Genomic DNA, 22,951 nt, shown 5'->3' with positions numbered 1-22,951 from the left:
CTGACCGGTGTGATCGAGTTCCGGATCGACCGGCGCTCCGGGGTCTCCACCTACATGCAGATCGTCCAGCAGGTCAAACAAGCCATGCGACTGGGACTGCTGAACCCCGGCGACCGGCTGCCAGCGGCGCGGGAGGTGGTGGAGGCGACCACCGTCAACCCCAACACCGTGCTCAAGGCGTACCGCGAGCTGGAACGCGAGGGACTGGCGGAGGGCCGCCGCGGCCTGGGCACCTTCGTGACCAAGTCGCTGTCCTCCGAAGCGACCACCGGTGACGACGCACCGCTGCGACGGGAGCTGACCGGCTGGATGAGGCACGCGCGAGCGGACGGCCTCGTCGTCGAGGACGTCGACGCCCTGTACACCGCGGTCCGCGACGAGATCTACCCCGCCGAGGAACGATGACGACTCCCCTGAGCGCCACCGCCGTGGGCAAGCGATACCGCACCCGCTGGGCGGTCCGCGACTGCAGTTTCGCGATCCCCGAGGGCAAGGTGGTCGCGCTGATCGGCCCGAACGGCGCGGGCAAGAGCACCCTGCTGCGCATGGCCGCGGGGCTCGTCCGCCCGACCACCGGTGAGCTGAGGATCTTCGGCACCCCGTCGCGCGACCGCATCCACCCGGACATCTCGTTCCTGGCGCAGAACCGTCCGCTCTACCGCGATCTCACGGTGGGCGAACTGATGCGCGTCGGCGCGGCCATGAACGACCGCTGGTCCGCCGACCGGGTCCACGAGGTGCTCGGCCTGCTGGGCGGCGTGGACCACCGGGCGAAGATCCGCACCCTGTCCGCGGGCGCGGTGAGCCAGGTGGCCATCGCGATGGCACTGGGACGGCTCCCCCGGTTGCTGCTGCTGGACGAACCGCTGTCCGATCTGGACCCGCTGGCCCGCGACGAGACGCTGCGGATCATCATGACCGAGGTGGCCGAACGCGGCACCACCGTGGTGATGTCCTCGCACCTGCTCAGCGACCTGCGCGAGGTGTGCGACCACCTCCTGCTCGTCGACGAGGGCAGGGTCCAGCTCGACGGCGACATCGAGGAAGTCCTCGCACGGCACCGGATCCTGGTCGGCCCGGCCGCCAAGCAGTCCACTGTGGAGGGAACGCTCGTCAGCGCGACCCACACCCAGCGCCAGTCCACGCTGCTGCTGCGGGACGCCGGGCCGGCGCCGCAGGGGTGGGCGGACACCGAACCGGACCTGGAGTCCCTGGTCATGGGCTACCTGCGCGCGTCACGCGACCGGCGGTCGCCGGCCCAGCACGGGTAGGTCTACGTCAGGTGCACCAGCACCACGCCGTCGTTGCCGGGAGCCGTCTCCACCCGCCGGTACAGCTTCTTGACGTGCGGCTGCTTCAGCATCGCGAGCACGCGGCTCCTGAGCTTGCCGGAACCCTTGCCCGTGATGATCTCGACGAGAGGCACCTTCTCCCCGGCCGCCCGGAACAGCGCGTTGCGCACCGCGGTGGCGATGTCCCGATCGCTGCGGAAGACGGGGTGCAGGTCGACGGTGATCTTCGCGGCCACAGGGCACCCTACTGCGGGTGCGGTTCACCGCGCACCCGCGCGGGAACCGCACCAGCCGCATCCGTCAGCTCACCGTCCAGGTGTTGTCCTTGTTGAGCGTCGCGACCACGTCGAACACGCCGGGCCCGAACTCGATGGGCACGGGGTTGGTCACCGCCCCGATGTCGAGGACCTCACCCTTCGCGTACTGGCCCGCCGTCAGGTAGTACACGGGGTGGGGCGTGAAGGTGAGGGGCAGGTTGGGCTGCGCCTGGACGGCGAACGTGCCGGAGCCGCCCATGCCGATGCCGACCGACGCCTGCTGCAGCGGGAGGGTCTTGTCCTCGGCCACGTAGAGCGTGCCGACCTGGGCCTTCGGCGTGCCGGTGGACGTGAACGTGTACGCCTTGCTGGGCTTGGAGAACCCGATCTGGTTGCCGCCCTTGACGCTCGTGGACACACCCACGACGCTCGGGTCGGCGGGCCAGCTCTGCGAGGCGTTGAAGGTCACTCCTGGCACCAGGACGCCGGTCTGGGACCAGACGAACGAGTAGTCGATCTGCCAGGAGAAGATGCTCTTGGTGGTCGGGTAGGACTCCTGGGTGAACCACGCCAGCGACATGACGTTCGGGTTACCGATGTTGGGGTCGACCTGGTAGACGCACATGTCGAAGACGTTGATCGACTCGTTCAGCACGGTGAGGGTGTAGGTCGTGCCGGCGACCGCGGTGGAGGCCTTCGCCACGGGCAGCCGGGGGCTCGTTCTGAAACGCGGAGTCGCGTTCGCCGCGGTGATCAGAGTCGTGCCGATCACCGCGGAACCCACCGCCGCACCGAGGGCCTTCAGGCCCTGTCGCCGGCTGATCATGAAATCTTCCATCTGTCCTCCCAGGACGCGGATCAGAAGCTCGGGGTCGGCACACGACGGGCGGCGCGGGCCCGCCGTGCACCGACGCAAAGATCCGGCACCGGGCTGGGTCGAAACCTTGCAGGTTTCTCAACGCGCAGGTCGCAGGGCCTCACGAGCGCGGTTCTGACGGCGCAGGACGCGCCCTGACCTGCGCGTCAAGAAATCTGCAGGGTTACCGACGACCTCGTCGAACCACGATCGGCCGCCATCCGAAACGTCCCCGGGAAGGGATTCACCGTGCGGAAACGCAGAGCTCGCCGGTCGATCGCGAGCGTCACCGCCGCGATGTTCGCCGGCAGCCTGATCGTGGCGGCGTCGACGAGCGCGGCCGCGGCCGGCGCCGACATCGGCCAGGACAGCCGAACGCTGGTCAACATCACGAACGGCGGCTGGGCGGACATCGTCCTCTGCGCCAACCCGGACGACCTCTACGTCCGGGTCGGCCGGGACGCGAGCAACCCGTACTGCCAGTGGGAGCAGATCGGCCAGGACAGCCGGTTCACCTTCTTCAACCCCGCCAAGGGCATGGTCCTCGGCGGGGACGCCGCGGGAGCGCCGCTCGTCATGGCGGAACTCGCCTATCCGGCCACGGCCGCCCAGAACTTCGCCTGGGGCCCGGCGCAGGACGGCGGAAACCGCGCCCTTCAGTGGTTCGCCGACCAGAAGCAGAACGTCGACGCGGGAAACGGCGACACCCCCGCGGACGGCCCGGTCGTGCTGGCCGACGGGAACGGCCTGGCCCAGCAGACCTGGAACGTCCGGAAGGCCGGCGACCTCGCGGCGCCGCAGGTGGCCAAGTCGGCCGCCGCCGTGTTCGTGACGAGCAACATGTGGACGAATCAGGTCCTGTGCGCCGCCACCGACGGCACGGTGCGGTTGTCGGCGAACACCCAGGACCGCGCCTGCGAATGGCTCCCCTTCGGACCGCAGAACGGCCCGTTCGTCCTCTACAACCCCCAGTACGGCAAGGTGATCACCTACGGCGGCGGCACCGCCGGCCCGTTGCGCGTCGACGACCTGACCTATCCCAGCGACGACCGCGAGCTCTGGACGTTCAGCCCGGACAAGTACTTCGGGGCGAAAGCCCTGCGGTGGGCCGGGGACGCGACCCAGAACGTCGACGCCGGCGCCACCTCACCCACCACCGCGCCCGTGCGCACGCGCGACTGGAACAGCGGCGACCAGCAGTCGATGACGTGGAAGTTCCTCACCGTCGGCGCTCCGACGGCCACGGTGACCCTGGGCGACAGCTTCATGTCCGGCGAGGCGGGCCGCTGGCAGGGCAACAGCAACTACGGGCTGCAGAGCCGTGACGGCACCGACCGCGCCTATCTGGGCTGGGAGCGCTACGACCCGAGCATCGTCTACGGCTCTTCCTACAACGACGGGTGCAACCGGTCCGACTCGGCCGAAGCGCACAGCAGCGACGTCAACGACGTCCAGATCAACCTGGCCTGCTCCGGCGCCAAGACCGTCAACGTCTTCCGCGCGAGCAACGGCGGCCAGCCCTACAAGACGGAAGCGCCGCAGGCCGACCAGCTGCTCGCGGTGGCGAAGCAGTACGACGTGCGGCTGATCGCGCTGTCCATCGGCGGCAACGACCTCGGCTTCTCCTCCATCATCAAGGCCTGCATCAGCGCGTACACCCTCGGCAACCCGCCCTGCTACGACGAACAGCAGAAGGGCCTGCTGCCCAAGCTGGGCCCCACGCTCAAGAACGTCGTGAAGGCCATCACCGAGATCCAGGCGACCATGACGGACGCCGGCTACCAGCCCGGCCACTACCGGATCGTCCTGCAGTCCGCACCGTCGCCCATCCCCCTGGCCAAGGACATCCGCTACCAGGAAGGCACCTGGGAGCGGTGGCACACCGGAGGCTGCCCGTTCTGGAACGCCGACGCCGACTGGGCGCGCGGCAAGCTGGTGGGCGAGATCTCCAGTCTGCTCAAGCAGGCCGCCACCAACGCGGGCGTGGGCTTCCTCGACCTGCAGGACGCGTTCAACGGCCGGGAGGTCTGCTCCGTCTCCAGCCGGCTGGTGACCTCGAAGACCCCGCCGGACCCGGTGCTGAGCGAGTGGGCGCGGTTCCTCGTGACCGGTGTCGTCCAGGGTCAGACGCAGGAGTCCTTCCACCCCGACTTCTACGGCCAGCGCGCCATGGGCAGATGCCTCGCCCTCTACGCCGCGTTGGGGCAGAACGCGACCTGCCGGAACACTCCCGGCGCGGGACCGGAGGGGATGTTCGTGGAGCGGATCTAGCGACCGGCCCCGCCGGGTTGCCGGACGATCCGGCGGCCCGGCACGCCGGGCGAGATGACCAGTGCAGGTAAGGCGCCCATTTCGGACAGCTCGGGTTGCCCGTGACCGGGTGGTGGGTGAAGCTGCACAGCGGTCAACGGCATGGGAGGGGCGGCATGGTCTCGCGAACGGTTGTGCTGGGATTGGCGGTGCCCGCGCTGCTCGCCGGCACGCTCGCCGGCACTGCTGAGGCACACGGCAACCGGATCGACCACATCGTGGTGATCTACGAGGAGAACCACAGCTTCGACAACCTGTTCGGCGGCTGGGAGCGGGTCGACGGCCTGCGCGGCGCCCACCCGCGGCCGCAGGTCGCGCCGGACGGCACGGTGCTGCCCTGCCTGCCGCAGAACGACGTCAACCTCACCTCGCCCCCGCTGCCCGCGACCTGCACCAGCGGCACGACCAGCTCGGCGTTCACCAACAAGCCGTTCCAGATCGACGACTACATCAAGCCCGAGGACACGACGTGCCCGAAGCCGGGCCAGTTCCTGCCCAACGGCGTGCCGAAGGGCCAGGGCCTGCCCGGCGGCTGCACGCGGGACCTGGTCCACCGCTACTACCAGGAGCAGTACCAGATCGACGGCGGCAAGATGGACCGCTACGTGGCGGCCAGCGACGCGGTCGGCCTGACCATGGGCAACTACGACACGCGCGGCCTGCCGATCTACGAGTACCTGCACGGCAAGCACGCCCCGAACTACGCGATCGCCGACCGCTTCTTCCAGGGCGCGTTCGGCGGCTCGTTCCTCAACCACCAGTGGTTGATCACGCCCAACACGCCGACGTGGCCGGGTGCCGTGCGCGACGGTTCGGCGAACGACCTGCACTCGGTCGTGGGACCGGACGGCGACCCCGGCTCCTCGCCGCTGCACCCCGCCGCACCGGGCACCGCCGACCGCGCGCTCACCCAGGCGGCGAACCCCGACGGCACGTGCGCCGTCCCGGCCGGGGTGCCGGCCCCGCCCAAGGGCACCACGTGCGGCGACTACGCGGTCAACACGGTCCAGCCGCCGTACCAGCCGTTCGCGCCGGGCACCCCCGCGGAGCGGCGACTGCCACCGCAGACGACGCCGACCATCGGCGACCGGCTGTCCGCGGCCAAGGTCGACTGGGCCTGGTACTCCGGCGGCTGGGACAACGCGAACGGCAACGTCGGCGGCCCCGGCTGGACGAACGGCACCACCCCCGGCACCTGCACGAGCCCGCGCACCGCGGCCGGCGCGGTGTACCCGAACTGTCCTGATGCGACGTTCCAGTACCACCACCAGCCGTTCAACTACTACGCGAACTACGCCCCCGGCACCGCCGCACGCGCCGCGCACCTGCGCGACGAGGTCGAGTTCATCTCCGCGGCGAAGTCCGGCCACCTCAAGCCGGTCAGCCTGATCAAGCCCGTCGGCGAGGAGAACGAGCACCCCGGCTACGCGAGCGAGGACACCGGCAGCCGCCACCTCGTCGACCTGCTCAAGGCGATCGAGGAAGGCCCGGACGCCGCCCACACCATGGTCGTGGTCACCTACGACGAGTTCGGCGGCCAGTGGGACCACGTCCCGCCGCCGTCCCGCCGCGGCGTCAGCGACCAGTGGGGTCCCGGCACCCGCATCCCCGCGCTGGTGATCTCGCCCCTGCTGCCGCGCCGGTTCTCCGTCGACCACACGTCGCACGACACGACGTCGATCATGGCGACGATCGAGCACCAGTTCCACCTCAAGCCGCTCGGCACGCGCGATGCCGCGGTCAGCGACCTCTTCACGGCGTTCCGGCGGTGGTAGGCGGAGCCTTCTAGTCCACATCGGACAGTGCAGCGCCGAGCGGGTCACCGCACCCCCTGACGGTGACCCGCTCGACCGCATCAGGCGGCTTCCAGCGTGACCTTCGCGTCCGCGCCGTTGTGCCAGCCGCTGATGTACTTGGGGCTGGGCTTGGTGGCGTCACACCACTGCCACTTGTACTTCCAGCTGCCGATCGTGACCCGGCCGACGGCGCACTTGCCGTCGCCCTCCTTGTTGTCCCACAGCCACATCGCGGTGCTGCTCTGCTTGACGCCGTTGTACGTGCGGTGGCACTCGCTGTACCGCATGCTCACGATGCGGTTCGGCTTGTTCGGGACATAGATCTCGTGCGTCGCGCACGCCTGCGCGGTCACCTCGTCCGAGGAGGTGGCCGCCGACGCGGGTGCTCCCCCGAGCAGACCTGCCGTGAACACGAGGGACGCGACCGACATCCCCCACCTGAAAGCCGTTCGGCCGTTCATGACGTCTCCTGTCACTGGTCTGAACTCCTGCGACACCGACAGTGGCAGCGCCTCCTTGCCAAACCCCTTGCCAAAGCCATGACGTTTGCGGCCGTACGCGACTACCATCGCGTGCGTCGGCGACGAGGGGGAGCTTGTGTCCGACAGGACGACGTTCCGGCTGCTCGGGCGGGTGGAGGCGGAAAGAGGCGGTCGCGCGGTTCCGCTCGGCCGCAAGCGCGAGCGGTGCCTGCTGGCGTTGTTGCTGCTGGAGCCGCACGCAGTGCTCGGCACGCAACGGTTGCTGGACCTGCTGTGGGACGACGCCGCCGGGGAGAAGGCCAGGACGCAGCTGCACAGTCACGTGTCACGGCTGCGCAAAGCGTTGGCGGGCGATGAGAGCGTGCGTTTGGTCGCGCGCGACGGGGGCTATTCGGCCGAGGTCGATCCGCAGTCGGTGGACGCGCATCGGTTCCGCGCGCTGGTCGCCGACGCGCGCATGCTGCGCGACCCGGCCGAGCGGTCGGCGTTGCTGCGCGAAGCGCTGGCGTTGTGGCGCGGGCCGGTGCTGGCGGACGTCGCGTCGGACCGGTTGCGCGACCGGGTCGCCGCCGAGCTCACCGAGCTGCGGCTCGCCGCGACCGAGCTGGCGGTCGAGGCCGACCTCGACCTGGCCCGGCACGAGGAGGTGATCGGCGAGCTGCTGGCGTTCACGGTCGAGCACCCGCTGCGGGAACGCCCGGTCGGTCAGCTGATGCTCGCGCTGTGCCGCAGCGGCCGGCCGGCCGACGCGCTGCAGCACTACCAGCAGCTGCGCGAACGACTCGCGGACGAGCTCGGCAGCGACCCGAGCCCGCCGTTGCAGCGGCTGCACGAGAAGATCCTGCGCGGTGAGGTCCTGTCGCCGGCCGGACCACGACCTGGCCGCAACGACCTGCCGCGCGACGTCACCGACTTCACCGGCCGCGCGGACGAGCTGCGACTGCTGCAAACCGTCGACTCCGACGCCACCGCGGTGGTGATCGACGCCATCGACGGCATGGCCGGTGTCGGAAAGACCGCGCTCGCGGTGCATCTCGCGCATCGGCTCGTCGACCGGTATCCGGACGCTCAGCTGTTCATCGACCTGCACGGGCACAGCGGCGACCGCGACGCCACTCCCGCCGGTGCGGCGTTGGAGGCACTGCTGCGGGCGCTGGGCGTACCCGCCAAGAACATTCCGGACGACGTGGACGAGAGATCGGCGTTGTGGCGGGCCGAGCTCGCGGCCCGGCGCGTGCTCGTGGTGCTGGACAACGCCTTGGACAGCGCGCAGGTCCAGCCGCTGCTGCCCGGCGCCGCCGGCTGCCTGGCGCTGGTGACCAGCAGACGCAGGCTGGTCGACCTGCCGACCACGCGAACGGTCTCGCTGGACGTGTTGCCGCTGAACGACGCCGTCGCGCTGTTCACCTCCATCGTGGGCGAAGAACGCGCCGCCGCGGAGACCGGCGCAGTGCGAGAAGTGGTGCGCGGCTGCGGTTGCCTGCCGCTGGCCGTGCGCCTCGCCGCGGCGCGGTTGCGCAGCCGTCCACAGTGGACCATCGAGCACTTCGCCCGGCGGCTGGCCGAGCTCTCGACCGGCGACCTGGGCGTGGCGGCCGCGTTCGACCTCTCCTACCGCGACCTGACCGGCGAGCAGCAACGGATGTTCCGCGTGCTGGGCCTGCACCCCGGCGACGACTTCGACGTGCCCGCCGCGGCCGCCCTCGCCGGCCTCGCGCCCGGTGCCGCGGAACACCTGCTGGAAGACCTCGTCGACGTGCACCTCCTCCAGCCCTCCGCACCCGGCCGCCACCGGTGCCACGACCTGCTGCGCCAGCACGCGAGAACCCTTGTCGGAGACGCCGAACGCCACGAGGCGCTCGCCCGGCTCGTCGACCACTACCTGCGCGCCGCCGACGTCGCCGACGCGCTGATCGCCCCACCCGGCCGGTTCCAGGCCGGCGCGGCCGCACCGGCGACACCACCGCCGATCGAACTCGCCGACGCCGACGAGGCCGTGGCGTGGTTCGACACCGAGCGCGTCGCCCTGCTCGCCGTGACCCGCATCAGCGCGGCCGAGGGCAGAACGGGACCCTGCTGGCAGCTCGCCGCGAAACTGCACCGCTACCTGCACCGGCAGGGGTGGACCGAGGACCTGCGCCAGATCAGCGAGGTGGCGCTCGCGCGGACCGTCCAGGACGGCGACCGCCGCGGCGAGGCGGTCATCCGCACGAACCTCGGCCTCGCCCTGTACCGGGCGGGCGAGTTCGCCGCGGCACGCGAGCACCTGCTGCTGGCGCTGCCGCTGTTCCGCACGCTCGGGGACCTGCGCGGCGAAAGCCAGGCGACCGCCGCGCTCGGCAACGCCTGCAAGAAGCTGGGCAGGTTCGACGAGGCGCTGGTCTGCTTCGAACGCGACCTCGCGATCTGCCGGCAACAGCACAACCGTCACGGCGAAGCGATCGCGTCGGGCAACCTCGGCGCGTTCTGCCTCGACTCCGGCAGGTACACCGAAGCCAGGAGCTACTTCCTGCACACCCTCGAGGTCATGCGCGAAACGGGCGACCGGCTCGGCGAGAGCACCACCCTGGGCAACCTGGGCGAGCTGCACCGCGAACTCGGCGACCTGCCGCAGGCGTTGCGGTGGCTCGGCGAGGCCCTCGCGCTGTGCCGCGAGCTCACCGACCGGCACGGCGAGGCCCGCACCCTCACCAGCACGGGCGAGGTCTACGGCCGCCTGAACCGGATCGACGAGGCACTCGACCACCACCACCGCGCGTGGGCGCTCATCGAGGAGATCGGGAGCCACAGCCTGGAAGCCCCCGCTCTCAACGGCATGGCCCGATCGCTGTGGCACTGCGGGAAGACCGGCGAAGCCCTCGTGCAGTTCGACCGCGCGCTCCGCTCGGCCCGCTCCGCCGAGAACAAGCTGGAGGAGGCCGCGGCGCTCGACGGCATCGGCCAATGCCTGCAGCAGCAGGGAGACCGGGCCGGCGCGGCACGTTCCTGGCAGCTCTCGCACCAGATCCTGACCGGGCTGCACCACCCCAGTGCCGAGGTGGTCGGCGCGCGACTCGCGGACACCGCCGCGTCGACAAGATCAAAGATATGATGTCCGCCCCTGGCACAGGCATCGAGGGACCGGCATGGCACTGACCGACGACGCGATCACGAAGATCCGGGCCATGATCCGGTCCGGCGAGCTGCCACCGGGTGCGCGGCTGCCACCCGAACCCCAGCTGGCCGCTCAGATCGGGCTGTCCCGCAGCGGCGTGCGCGAAGCGGTCAAGGTGCTGGAGGCGGCACGCGTGCTCGACGTGCGCCGCGGTGACGGCACGTACGTCACGAGTCTCGGGCCGGGCCTGTTGCTCGAAGGGCTCGGCCTCGCGGTGGAACTGCTGCGCGACGACACCCTGCTGGAGGTCATGGAGGTCCGCCGGCTGCTGGAGCCGATGGCCACGGGTCTGGCGGCGATCCGCATGTCCGCGGAGGACCTCGACGCCCTGGGCAAGATCCTCGAGGACATGAGGACCGCTCAGGACGACGCCGAACTGCTCATCCAGTACGACACCGCGTTCCACCGCACCGTCGTCGCCGCGACCGGGAACGAGACACTCGCCTCCCTGTTGGAGGGGTTGTCCACCCGGACCGTTCGCGCACGGGTGTGGCGCGGTCTCATCGAGGGCAACGCCTCGCACATCACGCTCGCCGAGCACGAGGCGATCTACCACGCACTGCGGTCACGCGACCAGCTGCTCGCGCAGTCCACCGCCATGGTGCACGTCAACACCTCGGAAGCGTGGCTGCGCGCGATCCTCTCCAACACCTGAGCCGATACATCGGACGAATCACCCTCACTGCTGGTGCGGTCGATTGTCGAACGGCCAAGGTCAGCTCATCGATGCGACCACCTGATCAGCAACAAACGTTGTGACCAAAGGTAATTCTTGACCGATCAGACGGTGCGACGGGACGAGACAGGACGTTGACGGTTCAGGTTTCCTGGGCTTAACGTCAGATGTCTCGCGTGTTGCGGCCACCGCACCGATCGGGAGGAACCCTCATGTCTCCATCCCCCCACAACCGTCGCCAGTTCCTCACCGCGTTGGGGGCGGCCGGAGCGGCGACCGCCCTGTCCGGCACCTTCGGCGTGCCGCGAGCGGGCGCCGCGATTCCCGGACCGACCAGCTACTCGCCGACCTGGGCGTCGGTGGACCAGCACCCGCCGGCGCCGGAGTGGTTCCAGGACGCGAAGTTCGGCATCTACTTCCACTGGGGTGTCTTCAGCGTTCCGGCCTACGACAACGAGTGGTACCCGCGCAACATGTACATCGACGGTTCCGCGGCGAACACCCACCACAAGAGCGTGTTCGGTGATCCGGGTTCCTGGCCGTACCACAACTTCATCGAAGGGGCCCGGGACAAGAACGGCAACTACGTCCAGTTCGCCCCGAAGCTCAAGTCGGCCGGCGGCAACTTCGACCCCGTGGAGTGGGCGCAGCTGTTCGCCGACGCCGGTGCGAAGTTCGCGGGACCGGTCGCCGAGCACCACGACGGGTTCTCGATGTGGAACAGCAGCGTCAACGAGTGGAACTCCGTCGCGAAAGGACCGAAGCTGGATCTCGTGCGGCTGCACGCCGACGCGATCCGGGCCAAGGGCCTGAAGCTGATGGTGGCGATGCACCACGCGTACAACTTCACCGGCTTCTACGACCACGTGCCCGCGCAGCCGACCACCACGTTGAAGAAGCTCTACGGACAGCTCGGCTCGGCCGCGCAGAACCAGCTCTGGTACGACAAGCTCAAGGAGATCGTCGACGGTTTCCAGCCAGACATCCTGTGGCAGGACTTCAACCTGTCCGCTGTGGACGAAGCCCAACGGCTGAACTTCCTGGCGTACTACTACAACAAGGCCGTGGCGTGGAACAAGGAAGTCGTCGCCACCTACAAGGACGGCTTCAACAACAGAGGCGAGGTCTTCGACTTCGAACGCGGCGGCCCCGGCGACCTGCAGAGCCCGTACTGGCTGACCGACGACAGCATCTCCAGCTCAAGCTGGTGCTACACGGTCGGAATCGGCTACTACTCGCTCAACGCCATGCTGCACTCGCTGATCGACCGGGTCAGCAAGAACGGCAACATGGTCCTCAACATCGCGCCGATGGCGGACGGCACGATCCCGGCCGAGCAGCGCACGATCCTGCTGGGCATGGGCGACTACCTCAGGCGCTTCGGCGAGTCGATCTACGCCACCCGCGCCTGGTCCGCGTACGGGGAGGGCCCGACCAAGATGGGCGGCGGCTCCTTCACCACCCCCCACGCCGGGACCAACACCGACATCCGCTTCACCCGCAACAAGGCCAACACCGTCCTGTACGCGACGGTCCTCGGCTGGCCGGGCAGCACCCTGAACATCACCACGATGACGTCCGCGCGGATCAACCTCGGCACGCTGACCTCGGCGCAGCTGCTCGGCTCCAGCGCCGGCACCTACATCGACCTGCCCGGCCGCAGCCAGGACAGCTCGGGCCTGCACATCACCATGCCCTCCTCGAACGCACCGTTCGCCGCGCCCGCGTACGTCGTAAAACTGACGTTCTCCGGCCAGATTCCGACGCTGGGCGCGGCTCCGCTGCCCACCGGCTGGGCCAAGCTGAGCAACGCGACCAGCAACCTCGCCCTCGACGGCGGCGGCAACGTCGCGGCCGGGTCGATCGTCAAGCAGTGGACCTGGGACGGCAGCCCGAACCTCCAGTGGCAGCTCGTCGACCTCGGCACCGGCTACTACCGCCTCGTCAACCGCACCAACGGCCTGGTGGTCGACAGCAACGGCGCGACCGCCAACGGCGCCGGCGCGGTGCAGAACACCTGGAACGGCGGCGTCAACCAGCAGTGGCGCCTCAACTCCGTCGGCAACGGCCGCTACCAGATCATCAACCGGGGCACCGGAACCGCGCTCGACGGCGCCGGCAACACCACGTCCGGCTCCGCGGTCGTCCTGTGGACTCCCAACGGCAGCACCAACAACCACTGGACGATCTCGGCGGTCTGACCGTCAGTCCGCGGCACCGAACGCTGCGCCCACCGCCGCACCTTCCCGGACGAAGACGGGGAGGTGCGCGAGTGGGGCCGCGGCGTCGACGGTGGTGCCGCCGTCGTGGACCGCACCGGTCGTCGTTTGCCGCCAACGGGTCCCGGCCGGCAGGTACACGGACCGGGATCGGGCTCCGGCCTCGATGACCGGCGCGACCAGCACGTCGGGTCCGAGCAGGAACTGGTCGTCCACCGTCCAGGCGCGCTCGTCGCCGGGGAAGTCGAAGAACAGCGGCCGCATCGGTGGAGCGCCGGTGCGGTGGGCGGCCTCGGACAGCTCGGCGAGGTACGGGCGCAGGCGTTCCCGCAGCCGCAGGTGCGCGGTGAGGATCTCGTAGGCCTCCTCGCCGTAGGACCACACCTCGTTCGGGCCGCCGGTCATCGAGGTGCCGAAGGCCTGGTTCGGTTTCCGGTCGCCGTGCAGCCGCATGATCGGGCTGAAGGTGCCGTACTGGAACCACCGGACGAGGACCTCCCGGTAGGCCGGGTCGTCCGGGTCGCCGCCGTGGAAGCCGCCGATGTCGGTGTGCCACCACGGAATTCCGCTCAGCCCGACGTTGAGACCGGTCCGGATCTGGGTCGCGAGCGAGGAGAACGTGCTCGGGATGTCACCGGACCACAGCGCGGTGCCGTGGCGCTGGCTGCCCGCCCAGGCGCTGCGGATCAGCGTCAGCGGGCGGTCCTCACCGGTGGACCGCAGGCCGTCGGCCACGCCTTGCGCGTGCCGCAACGGGTAGAGGTTGCCGACCTGTGTGCCGGGGCCGGCGGCGTAGAGGGCGCGGGAGGCCAGGTGCGGTGGGAAGTCCGGTTCGCAGGCGTCGAGCCAGAACAACGTGATGCCGTTCGCGTGGTAGTGCTCGCTCAGCTGCTGCCACAGGAACTCGCGAGCGCGTGGATCGGTGGCGTCGTAGCAGGCCATCGGCTGATAGGCGGGTCCTGGTTCGCGGGACGGCCAGTGCGTGGTGAGGAGGCCGCCGTGGGAGTCGCGGACCAGCAGCCCGTCCGTGCGCATCGCGTCGTGGTTGTCACTGCTCGGCTCCACGGTGGGCCACACCGAGACCGCGAGCCGCACGCCGAGTCCCGACAGCTCCGCCACCATCGCCGCCGGATCGGGCCACTCGCCGGGTTCGAACCGCCAGTCGCCCATGTGCGGCCAGTGGAAGAAGTCGCAGACGATGACGGACAACGGCAGACCGCGCCGCGCGTACTCGCGCGCGACCGCGAGGAGCTCCTCCTGGTCGCGGTAGCGCAGCTTCGACTGCCAGAACCCGCTCGCCCACTCCGGCAGCAGCGGCGGACGGCCGGTGGCATCGGCATAGGCGGCCGCGATGTCGGCCGGGGTGTCGCCCGCGGTGATCCAGTAGTCGAGCTGGTGGGTGGACTCGGCGACCCACCGGGTGGTGTCGGCACCCAGTTCCACCCGCCCCAGCGCGGGGTTGTGCCACAGCAGGCCGTAACCGCGGGAGGAGTGCAGGAACGGGATGGCCGCGACGGTGTTCGCCTGGATCAGGTCGACCACCACGCCCTTCTGGTCCAGGCGGCCGTTCGGGTGCTGGCCAAGGCCGAAGATCCGCTCGTCCTCGTACGCCGCGAAGTGCTGCTGGACGTGGTAGCCGCCGTCGACCCGCGGCGAGAAGACCCTCGGTCCAGTGTGGCCGGTGTACGGCCGCTTCTCCGCGAGCAGCTCTCGACCGGTCGCCGCGTGCAGGAACCGGATCCGGCCGCCGGCGTCCACCTCGGCGGTGAGCCTGCCGTTGACCAGCCGCGCCGACCCGTCGTCCAGCACCGTCAGTTCGGCGTCGGGAGAAGGCGGTGCCACGGCGTCGAGTGCGCCGGCCGGTCCGGGCTCGATCGCGGTCACCGCCGCACGGACGCGCACCGCGTGCGGCCCCCACGGTTCGATCCGCAGGACCTCCTGCGGCGTGCGCAGCTCCAGGCCACCGGCGTTGTGCACCAAAGCAGGCACGGCGTCTCCCCCAAAACGGCGTTGAAGCGCTTCGATTTGCGGAACCTACCAAACCGGCACATCCACCGACAATGGCGTTGCCCGACTTCACCTCCTCGCCAATCGAGACGCGGCGGGTCAGCTTTTTTCGCGTCGAATTCGTTCGACAAATCCGCAGGTCTTCAGCTCGCCACCCCTTGAAATTCCGAAAATGATCTGGCAGTTTGAAAAGCAGAATGTTAACGCTAACACTGCCTATTGCACGTACGTGACTTTGACTCTGAGGGGAATCACCGTGGATTCGATGGAGCAGGTCCGACCGAGACGGCGCAGGTGGGCGGCCGCGCTGAGCATCGTGCTCGCGGCCGCCGGGACGGTCGCGATCGACACCACTGCGGCGTCGGCGGCGACCGTGGACACGAACGCGTGGTACGTGCTGGTCAACCGCAACAGCGGCAAGGCGATGGACGTCGCAAACGCCTCCACCGCCGACGGGGCGACCGTGCAGCAGTGGTCGCGCCACGACAGCAACAACCAGCAGTGGCAGTTCGTCGACGCCGGGGGCGGCTACTACCGGTTGAAGTCGAGGAACTCCGGCAAGGTCCTCGACGTGTCCGGCTGGTCGACCGCCGACGGCGGCAAGGTCCAGCAGTGGACCGATCTCAACGGCACCAACCAGCAGTTCCGGCTCGCGGACTCCGACGGCGGCTACGTCAGGCTGATCAACCGCAACAGCGGCAAGGCCGTGGAGGTCACCGGCCTGTCGACCGCGGACGGCGCGGCGGTCGTGCAGTACGGCGACTGGAACGGCGCCAACCAGCAGTGGCAACTGGCCCGCGTGAGCGACACCCCGGGCACCTGTTCCCTGCCGACGACCTACCGCTGGTCCTCCACCGGCGCACTGGCGACCCCGAAGTCCGACTGGGTCTCGCTCAAGGACTTCACCAACGTCGTCTACAACGGCAAGCACATCGTCTACGGCTCGACCGTCGACGCCTCAGGACAGCACTACGGCTCGATGGGCTTCGCGCCGTTCACCAACTGGTCGGACATGGCCTCGGCCACGCAGACCGGGATGAACATCGGCACCGTCGCGCCCACGTTGTTCTACTTCGCGCCGAAGAACATCTGGGTCCTGACCTACCAGTGGGGTGCGACCACCTTCAGCTACCGGACCTCCAGCGACCCGACCAACCCCAACGGCTGGTCCGCGCCGCAGGAGCTGTTCTCCGGCAACATTCCCGGCGGCGGCGCCCTCGACCAGACGATCATCGGCGACGGCACGAACATGTACATGTTCTTCGCCGGCGACAACGGCAGCATCTACCGCGCCAGCATGCCGATCGGGAACTTCCCCGGCAGCTTCGGCACCTCCTACACGACGATCATGACCGACACGCGGGACAAGCTGTTCGAGGCGGTCGAGGTCTACAAGGTCAAGGACCAGAACCAGTACCTCATGCTCGTCGAGGCGCTCGGCAGCAACGGCCGCTACTTCCGCTCGTTCACCGCCACGAGCCTGAACGGGTCGTGGACCCCGCAGGCCACGACCGAGAGCAACCCGTTCGCGGGCAAGGCCAACAGCGGCGCCACGTGGAGCAACGACATCAGCCACGGTGACCTCGTGCGCGCCAACCCCGACCAGACCAAGACCATCGACCCGTGCAACCTCCAGCTCCTGTACCAGGGGCGGGACCCGAAGTCCGACGGGCTTCCGTACAACTCCCTGCCCTGGCGGCCGGGTGTGCTGACGCTGCAGCGCTGATCGCCTGACCCGTGCCGGCCCGCCTTCACTCCACTGTGGACGGAAGGCGGGTCGGCACGCTGAGCGCCTGCAACCGAGCCTTGAGCTGTTCGGCCTCCGGCACCCCGATCTCAGCGTAGATGCCGGCCGCCTCCCCCCACAGAGCAGCAGCCGCAGCCACCTCCCCTACCCCGCACCGCAGGTGCCCGAGACCGTCGAGCGCACGGGCCCGCTCGTACCGGTCACCGGTGGCGGTCGCCAGCGCGAGCGCCGCGTCGTGGTGCACCTCGGCCTGGTCGAAGCGGCGCATGGCCGTTGCGGCGGCGGCGATGCCGTTGAGGGCCTGGGCTTCCTGGAACCGTTCGCCGAGGCGGCGGTCGAGGGTCAGGGCCTGGCGGAACGAGTGCAGGGCCTGGGCCGGCAGACCCATGCGCAGCAGCAGGTCGCCCTGGTAGCCGAGCACCGCGGCCTCGCTGGCGAGGTCGCCGGACGCGCTGTGCACGGCGAGGGCGCGTTCCGCGTGGCGGCGGGCGACCCAGTGGTTGCCGAGCCGGGTGTGCAGGACGGTCAGGTTTCCCGAGACGAAGGCCTCGCCCTGGTGGTCGCCCAGTTCGCGGCACAGGCGGGCGGCGTGCCGCAGCGAGTGGGCCGACTCGTGGTAGCGGCCGAGGAGGGCGTAGGCCAGGCCCAGGTTGCTGAGCTCGATGCTCTCCATCATCCGGTCGCCCAGCAGTTCGGCCAGTTCCAGTGCGCGCCGGTGGCAGTCGACCGTTTCCCGGTAACGGCCGAGTCGCAGGTGCACGAACGCGAGGTTGGCCAGGACCATGGCCTCGCTCGCCAGGTCGCCGGTTTCGCGCGCGATGTGCAGGGACAGCTGGTAGGTCTCGCCCGCCTCGGCGTGCCGGCCGAGTCTGCCGTACACGCCGGCCAGGTTGTTGATGGTCCTCGCCTCTCCGGTGCGGTCGCCGGTCTGCCTGCGCAACGCCAGCGCCGCCTCCAGGTGCTCGATGGCCTCGGCGTAGCGGCCCAGGTGGTGGTAAACGCCGCCGAGGTTGTTGAGCGCGGCGCCGATGCGGCCGGGGTCGTCGAGGCGGCGGGCCGCGTGCAGGGCGTGGCGGTGGGCGGTGTGGGCTTCGGCGAGATGGCGTCCCTGCTCCAGGTAAGGGCGCAGCGCCTGGGACAGCTCACAGGCCTGGACGTGCCAGCCGTTCGTTGCGCAGTGCGCGACGACGGCGATCAGGTTCGCCCGTTCTGCGTTGAGCCAGTGCGCGGCGAGCACCGGGTCGTGCAGCGGTGGGGTCTGGAACGCGGCCGGGTCAGGTGGGCGGCCTCGGCCCAACGGAAGCGTTGTCTCGGCAACGGTTGCGGCGTGCACGTAGTAGTCGAAGAGCCGGGTCAGTGCGGCTTGCACGGCGTCGGTGGCCGGTAGGCGCCGGCCGTAGGCGCGGAGCAGGTCGTGGATGCGGTAGCGGCCCGCGCCGTCGCGCTGCACCAGGTGGGCGCGGCAGAGCACGCCGACCAGCCGGCCCGCCTCGGCGGGGGTGGTGTCCAGCAGGGCGGCGGCCGCGTACTCGTCGAAGCCGGCGCCCGGATGCCAGGTGAGAAGGCCGAAAGCCGTTGCCGCGGGCGGAGGCAGCACGCGGTATGACCAGTCGAAGACCTCCACCACGGCGGTGCTCGGATCGCCGCCCGCGTCCAGGTCCTCCAGGCCGCGCTGCCGGTCGGCGAGCTCGGCGAGGGAAGTGCCGGACTGGGCGGCGAGCTCGGCGACGATGCGCAGCGCCAACGGCAGTCCGGCGCACCGCTCCACGATCGCGCCGACGCCCTGCTGGTCGCCGATCAGCCGGCCGAGCAGGGCCCGTGCCTGGTCCGGTGGCATCGGGTCCAGCCGCACGCGGTGCGCGCCGTCCCGCGCGACCAGGCCGGCCAGGTCGTCGCGGCTGGTCACCACGACCAGGCAGCCCGCGGTGCCCGGCAGCAGCGGCCGCACCTGGTCGGAGGCACGCGCGTTGTCCAGCACCACCAGCATTCGCCGGTCCGCGAGCAACGTCCGGTACCGGCCGGACAGCTCGGCGGTCTCGTGGCCGATGTCGGTGGCGCGTTCGCCGAGGACCCGCAGGAACCCGGCCAGCACCTGTTCCGGCGGCACCGGCGGTTCCGGGCCGTAGCCGCGCAGGTCGACGTACAGGCAGCCGTCGGGAAACCGGCTCCGCGCGCCGTGCGCCCAGTGCACCGCCAGCGCGGTCTTGCCCACGCCTGCCGTTCCGACGACGGCGGCGGCCGCGCCGGTGAAGTTGTCCAGCCGGCGCAGCTCGTCGTGCCTGCCGACGAACGGGTCCGCGTCCGGTGGCAGCTGCCACGGCACGGGCGTGGCGCGCGGCAGCACGGCAGCGGCCCGCGCGGGCCCGGCCAACCGGGGGTCGTCGCGCAGAATCCGTTGGTACAGCTGCTTGATCTCCGGACTCGGGTCGGCACCCAGCTCCGCGTCGAGCACCCGCCGCAACCGGTCGTACGCGCGCATCGCCTCGCCCGGCCGGCCGCTGCGGTACAACGCGAGCATCAGCTGGCCCCACAACCGTTCCCGCAGCTCGTACTGGCCGGTGAGCTCGCGCAGCTCGGCCGCGAGCCCGGCGTGCCTGCCGAGTTCCAGACGTGCCTGCACGCAGTCCTCGATGGCGTCGACCCGGCGGTCCTCCAGCATCCGCACCGTGGGCTGCACCGCCTCCGGCACCGGCACGCCGTCGAGCACCGGGCCCCGCCACAGCTCGCCCGCACTCGTCAGCCGCTCGACGGCCTGTTCGTAGTCACCGCGGGTGAGACAGTCGCGGCCCGCCTCCGCGAGCGCGGTGAAGGCGAGCACGTCCAGGTCGTCCGGCTCGGCCGCGAGCAGGTATCCGCCGTTCGCCGTCTCGATTCGCGTGCTGTCCCTGCCACCGGACCGCAGCAACCGGCGCAGATCGCTGACGTACGAACGCAGGTTGATCCGTGCGGAGCGCGGCGGACACCCGCCCCACAGCGCGTCGACGATCCGGTCGGCCGGCACGAAAGTGTTGGCGTGCAACGCGAGCGTGCCGAGCAGCACCCTGGCCATCCGGCGCGCCGGCAACGCGGGACCGTGGTCGGTGGCGATCTCGACCGGTCCGAGAATGCGAAGCCTCACCCACACTCTCCACCGTCGCCGGGGACTGTCGACGGTTCGAGCCTACGGTCGGGAACGCAACTCGTACGCACCCAATCGGAGTGAAGCGCCCGTCCCGTACACGAGGCCGTATACGCCGTTGTGTACGCGAACAGCCGATCGTGCCGATGTCCGTGCCACGAAAGCGGAAAGGCGGCCGATGCGATTCTTCACAGTGCCTTCGCCCCGGATGATCGGACGCGACGAGGAGTTGAGGGTGCTCACGGCCGTGGTGGAGAACGGCGGCACCGCGCTCGTGCTCGGCGAGCCGGGCATCGGGAAGTCCCGGCTCACCGCCGCGGCCGCGGAACACGCCGTCTCACTTGGGATGCGGGTGTTGCGCGGCCGGGCCGACGCGGCCACGCCACTGCGGTCGGTGTCGGAAGCACTGCTCTCGCTCACCAGGGCCAGCGGCGTGCCGCCGGACCCGGAGCTGCTGCCCTACCGCCCCGCACTCGCCCGGTTCGCCCCGGAATGGCGCGACAACAGGGCTTTCGGTGATCGCGAGGCGCTTCCCGTTGTGGCGGAAGGTCTCCTGCGGCTGCTGGGCGCGGTCGGCCGCGACACCGGATGCGTGCTGGTCCTGGAAGACCTGCACGACGCCGACGCGGACACCGTGGCGATCCTCGACTACCTCGCCGACAACCTGGCCGGGCGGGTGGCCGTGCTCGCGACCGCCAGGTGCGAGCAGAGCCCGGTGCTGGAGCTGGTGCGGGGCGGCAGGCGCGGCGGCGTCACCGTCGTCGAACCGGCCCGGCTGGACCGGTCCCAGGTGCGGGACCTGGTCGCCTGCTGTGTCGGGGAGGCGCCGAGTGCGGCCGTGGACCTGGTGTTCCGGGACAGCGAGGGGGTGCCGTTCATCGCGGAGGAACTGCTCGGCGGCCTGATCAGTGGTGGTGGCCTCGGGCGGGACCCGGGCACCGCGGTCCCGCCCGGCCGCCTGATCAGCGACCACGTGCCGACCCGATCCGGGTGGGAACCGGGCACCGCGGTCCCGGAGGCGGTCGTGCACAGCGTCGCGGAACGGGTGCGCCGGCTCGGCTGCGAGCTCGCCGAGCTGCTCACCGTCGCGGCCGTGTTCGGGCGCCGGTTTCCGCTGCCGGTGCTGCGGATCGCGTGCGGCCTGAGCCGGCAGGACCTGGTGCGACGGCTGCGGCCGGCCGTGGCGAACCAGCTCGTCACGCCGGACGACCTCGCGGCCGACCGGTACTCGTTCCGGCAGGCGCTGACCCCGCACGCGTTGCTGCAGCTGGCCGGTGCCGGTGAACGGGCGGAGCTCGCCCGGCGCGCCGCCGAGGCGCTGGAGAGCTGCTGGCCGGAGCTGCCCGGCGAGTGGTGCGCGGTGGCGGCGGACCTGTGGCTCGCGGCCGGTGAGACCGAGGCCGCCCGGCGGTTGTTCGTCGACGCGGGACGGCGTGCGCTCGTCGACGGCGACGCGGCCACGGCCGTGACGCTGCTGCGCCGGGCGCAGGAGCTGGCGACGGACTGCTGCGAGCCGATCGCCGTGCTGGCACCGCTGCTCACCGCGCTCGCCGAGGCGGGCGAGGTCGAGCGGGCTCTCGCCCTGGCCGCGGGCATCGACGACCTCGGCCTCGACGACTCGGGACGGGCCGTGCTGCACACGACGCTGGCGCTGGTGGCGGTGCGGGCGCGGCTGTGGTCCCGGGGCAACGACGAGGTGGAGACCGCACGCGCGCTGCTACGTCCGGATGCCGCGCCGGAGCTCACCGCGCGGATCGACCTGATCACCGCGAACCTGACGGGCGCGGGAGAACCGGCGCTGCGCGCGCTCGCCGAGGCCGCGCGGTCGACGTTGCCGGTGGTCGCCTGCGAGGCGTTGGAGCTGCTGGGAACCCTTGCGCGGCAACGGGACCTGGCCGAGTCGGACGCGCACTTCCGGCGGATGGCCGAGCTGGCGCACCAGCACCGGCTGCCGGCGATGCGCCTGCGGTCGCGCGCCAGGTCCGGGTTCAACGACGTCCTGCGATCCGGTGACGACACCCGGCTGCGCCAGGCGTGCGGACGGGCGTTCGAGGCGGGCGCGGTGCTGGAGGGACACCTGCTGCAGGCGGATCTGGTCCTGACGACGGTGCTGCGCGGCGAGTTCGTGCTCGCTACCGAGCTCGCCGACCGCTGCCTTCCCGTGATGACCAGGCTGGGTCTGCGGGACGTGGCCAACGAGGTGATCATCGCCAAGGCGGTGATGTTCGCGCACCGCGGGCAACGGCCGGCGATGGAACGCGCGGTGCGGTCGCTGGACGGCAGCGCGTCCCCTCTCGTGCAGGCGGTCTGCGAGACGTTCTGCGCGCTGGCGGAGGAGGACCGGCAACGGGCGGTGGAGGCGCTCGATCTCGCCGCGCGGGCCGGCATCGGCAATCCGGCGCAGCACCTCGCGACCTGGCCGCACGGGCTGAGAGTCCTGCTGGGGGTGCTCGACGGTGTGACGGACCGATCGCACCACCCCGAGGCGGCCGCCGCCGGATGGGCGTGGCACCGCCAGTTCCTGCTGCTGGCCAAGGCGGTGATCGCGGGACGGAACGGGCGCCCGGCGGAGGCGGCCGAGGTGATGGCGGAGCACGGCAGGGTCTCCGAACCGTTCGCCCTGGCCCGCCGGCTCGGGCTGCGGCTGGTGGCGGACGCCGCGCTGACCGACGGGTGGGGTGACCCGGCGACCTGGCTGCGCGAGGCCGAGGAGTACTTCCACGTCGGCCAGATGAGCGCGGTCGCGAACGCCTGCCGTGCGTTGCTGCGGCGCGCCGGGTGGACCGCGTCGCAACGCCGTCACGGCACCGACGAAGTGCCCGCCCGGCTGCGGGTGCTCGGCATCACCGCGCGGGAGAACGAGGTGCTGCGGCTGCTGGCCGAACGGCTCGGCAACACCGAGATCGCCAGACGGCTCTACATCTCGCCGCGCACGGCCGAGAAGCACGTCGCGAGCCTGCTCGCCAAGACCGGTGAGCACGACCGCAGGTCGCTGCACAGGTTCGCCATCGACCACGTGAGCGATCTCGCCGGCTGA

The 22,951-nt window shown here is 70.6% G+C and carries 14 protein-coding genes; 9 read left to right on the top strand and 5 right to left on the bottom strand.

The window, feature by feature from the left end; all coding sequences use genetic code 11:
• Positions 1-9 precede the first annotated feature (9 nt).
• On the top strand, positions 10-405 hold the full coding sequence (locus ACWEIJ_RS30900) for a GntR family transcriptional regulator (protein ID WP_449840761.1): 396 nt from the start codon (positions 10-12) through the stop codon (positions 403-405).
• Positions 402-1,271 carry an ABC transporter ATP-binding protein gene (locus ACWEIJ_RS30895; protein WP_449840760.1) on the top strand — a complete coding sequence of 290 codons (870 nt, stop codon included), beginning with the start codon at positions 402-404 and terminating at the stop codon, positions 1,269-1,271. The genes ACWEIJ_RS30900 and ACWEIJ_RS30895 overlap by 4 nt, the downstream gene beginning before the upstream one ends.
• Positions 1,272-1,273: 2 nt before the next feature.
• Here ACWEIJ_RS30895 and ACWEIJ_RS30890 read toward each other — a convergent pair whose 3' ends face one another.
• Complete coding sequence (locus ACWEIJ_RS30890; protein WP_449840759.1) at positions 1,274-1,528, bottom strand: Smr/MutS family protein; 255 nt, start codon at positions 1,526-1,528, stop codon at positions 1,274-1,276.
• A 64-nt stretch (positions 1,529-1,592) separates the two neighbouring features.
• Entirely contained in the window at positions 1,593-2,375 is a 783-nt protein-coding gene (locus tag ACWEIJ_RS30885) for a hypothetical protein (RefSeq protein WP_449840758.1), read from the bottom strand.
• A gap of 279 nt (positions 2,376-2,654) precedes the next feature.
• Here ACWEIJ_RS30885 and ACWEIJ_RS30880 point away from each other — a divergent pair, with 279 nt between their 5' ends.
• On the top strand, positions 2,655-4,676 hold the full coding sequence (locus ACWEIJ_RS30880) for a GDSL-type esterase/lipase family protein (RefSeq protein WP_449840757.1): 2,022 nt from the start codon (positions 2,655-2,657) through the stop codon (positions 4,674-4,676).
• A 155-nt stretch (positions 4,677-4,831) separates the two neighbouring features.
• Positions 4,832-6,490, top strand: a complete 1,659-nt coding sequence (gene acpA / locus ACWEIJ_RS30875; RefSeq protein WP_449840756.1) for an acid phosphatase — start codon at positions 4,832-4,834, stop codon at positions 6,488-6,490.
• Between the two features lie 80 nt (positions 6,491-6,570).
• Here acpA and ACWEIJ_RS30870 read toward each other — a convergent pair whose 3' ends face one another.
• Positions 6,571-6,942: a hypothetical protein gene (locus tag ACWEIJ_RS30870; RefSeq protein ID WP_449840755.1), complete on the bottom strand. Its 372-nt coding sequence runs from the start codon at positions 6,940-6,942 to the stop codon at positions 6,571-6,573.
• Positions 6,943-7,108: 166 nt separating this feature from the next.
• On the opposite strand from ACWEIJ_RS30870, the gene ACWEIJ_RS30865 reads away from it, so the two are divergent.
• The 3 genes from ACWEIJ_RS30865 to ACWEIJ_RS30855 all read left to right on the top strand — a co-directional run bounded on the left by ACWEIJ_RS30865 (position 7,109) and on the right by ACWEIJ_RS30855 (position 13,024).
• Positions 7,109-10,084 (top strand): tetratricopeptide repeat protein, encoded by a 2,976-nt coding sequence (locus tag ACWEIJ_RS30865; RefSeq protein ID WP_449840754.1) that lies wholly within the window; start codon positions 7,109-7,111, stop codon positions 10,082-10,084.
• A 34-nt stretch (positions 10,085-10,118) separates the two neighbouring features.
• Positions 10,119-10,802, top strand: coding sequence for a FadR/GntR family transcriptional regulator (locus ACWEIJ_RS30860; RefSeq protein WP_449840753.1), 684 nt, complete (start codon positions 10,119-10,121; stop codon positions 10,800-10,802).
• Positions 10,803-11,035: 233 nt separating this feature from the next.
• On the top strand, positions 11,036-13,024 hold the full coding sequence (locus ACWEIJ_RS30855) for an alpha-L-fucosidase (RefSeq protein ID WP_449840752.1): 1,989 nt from the start codon (positions 11,036-11,038) through the stop codon (positions 13,022-13,024).
• A 3-nt stretch (positions 13,025-13,027) separates the two neighbouring features.
• Here the strand turns inward: ACWEIJ_RS30855 and ACWEIJ_RS30850 are convergent, their stop codons facing one another.
• Positions 13,028-15,031, bottom strand: coding sequence for a glycoside hydrolase family 31 protein (locus tag ACWEIJ_RS30850; RefSeq protein ID WP_449840751.1), 2,004 nt, complete (start codon positions 15,029-15,031; stop codon positions 13,028-13,030).
• 283 nt (positions 15,032-15,314) lie between these two features.
• Between ACWEIJ_RS30850 and ACWEIJ_RS30845 the strand changes: the two genes are divergently transcribed.
• Positions 15,315-16,775 carry a non-reducing end alpha-L-arabinofuranosidase family hydrolase gene (locus ACWEIJ_RS30845; protein WP_449840750.1) on the top strand — a complete coding sequence of 487 codons (1,461 nt, stop codon included), beginning with the start codon at positions 15,315-15,317 and terminating at the stop codon, positions 16,773-16,775.
• A gap of 25 nt (positions 16,776-16,800) precedes the next feature.
• On the opposite strand, the gene ACWEIJ_RS30840 is transcribed toward ACWEIJ_RS30845, so the two are convergent.
• On the bottom strand, positions 16,801-19,914 hold the full coding sequence (locus ACWEIJ_RS30840; protein ID WP_449840749.1) for an AfsR/SARP family transcriptional regulator: 3,114 nt from the start codon (positions 19,912-19,914) through the stop codon (positions 16,801-16,803).
• A gap of 208 nt (positions 19,915-20,122) precedes the next feature.
• Between ACWEIJ_RS30840 and ACWEIJ_RS30835 the strand changes: the two genes are divergently transcribed.
• On the top strand, positions 20,123-22,951 hold the full coding sequence (locus ACWEIJ_RS30835) for an ATP-binding protein (protein WP_449840748.1): 2,829 nt from the start codon (positions 20,123-20,125) through the stop codon (positions 22,949-22,951).

Source organism: Lentzea sp. NPDC004789 (assembly GCF_053601075.1).
The sequence above is the reverse complement of the archived record's forward strand: the minus strand, read 5'-3'. Positions and strand labels throughout refer to the sequence as shown.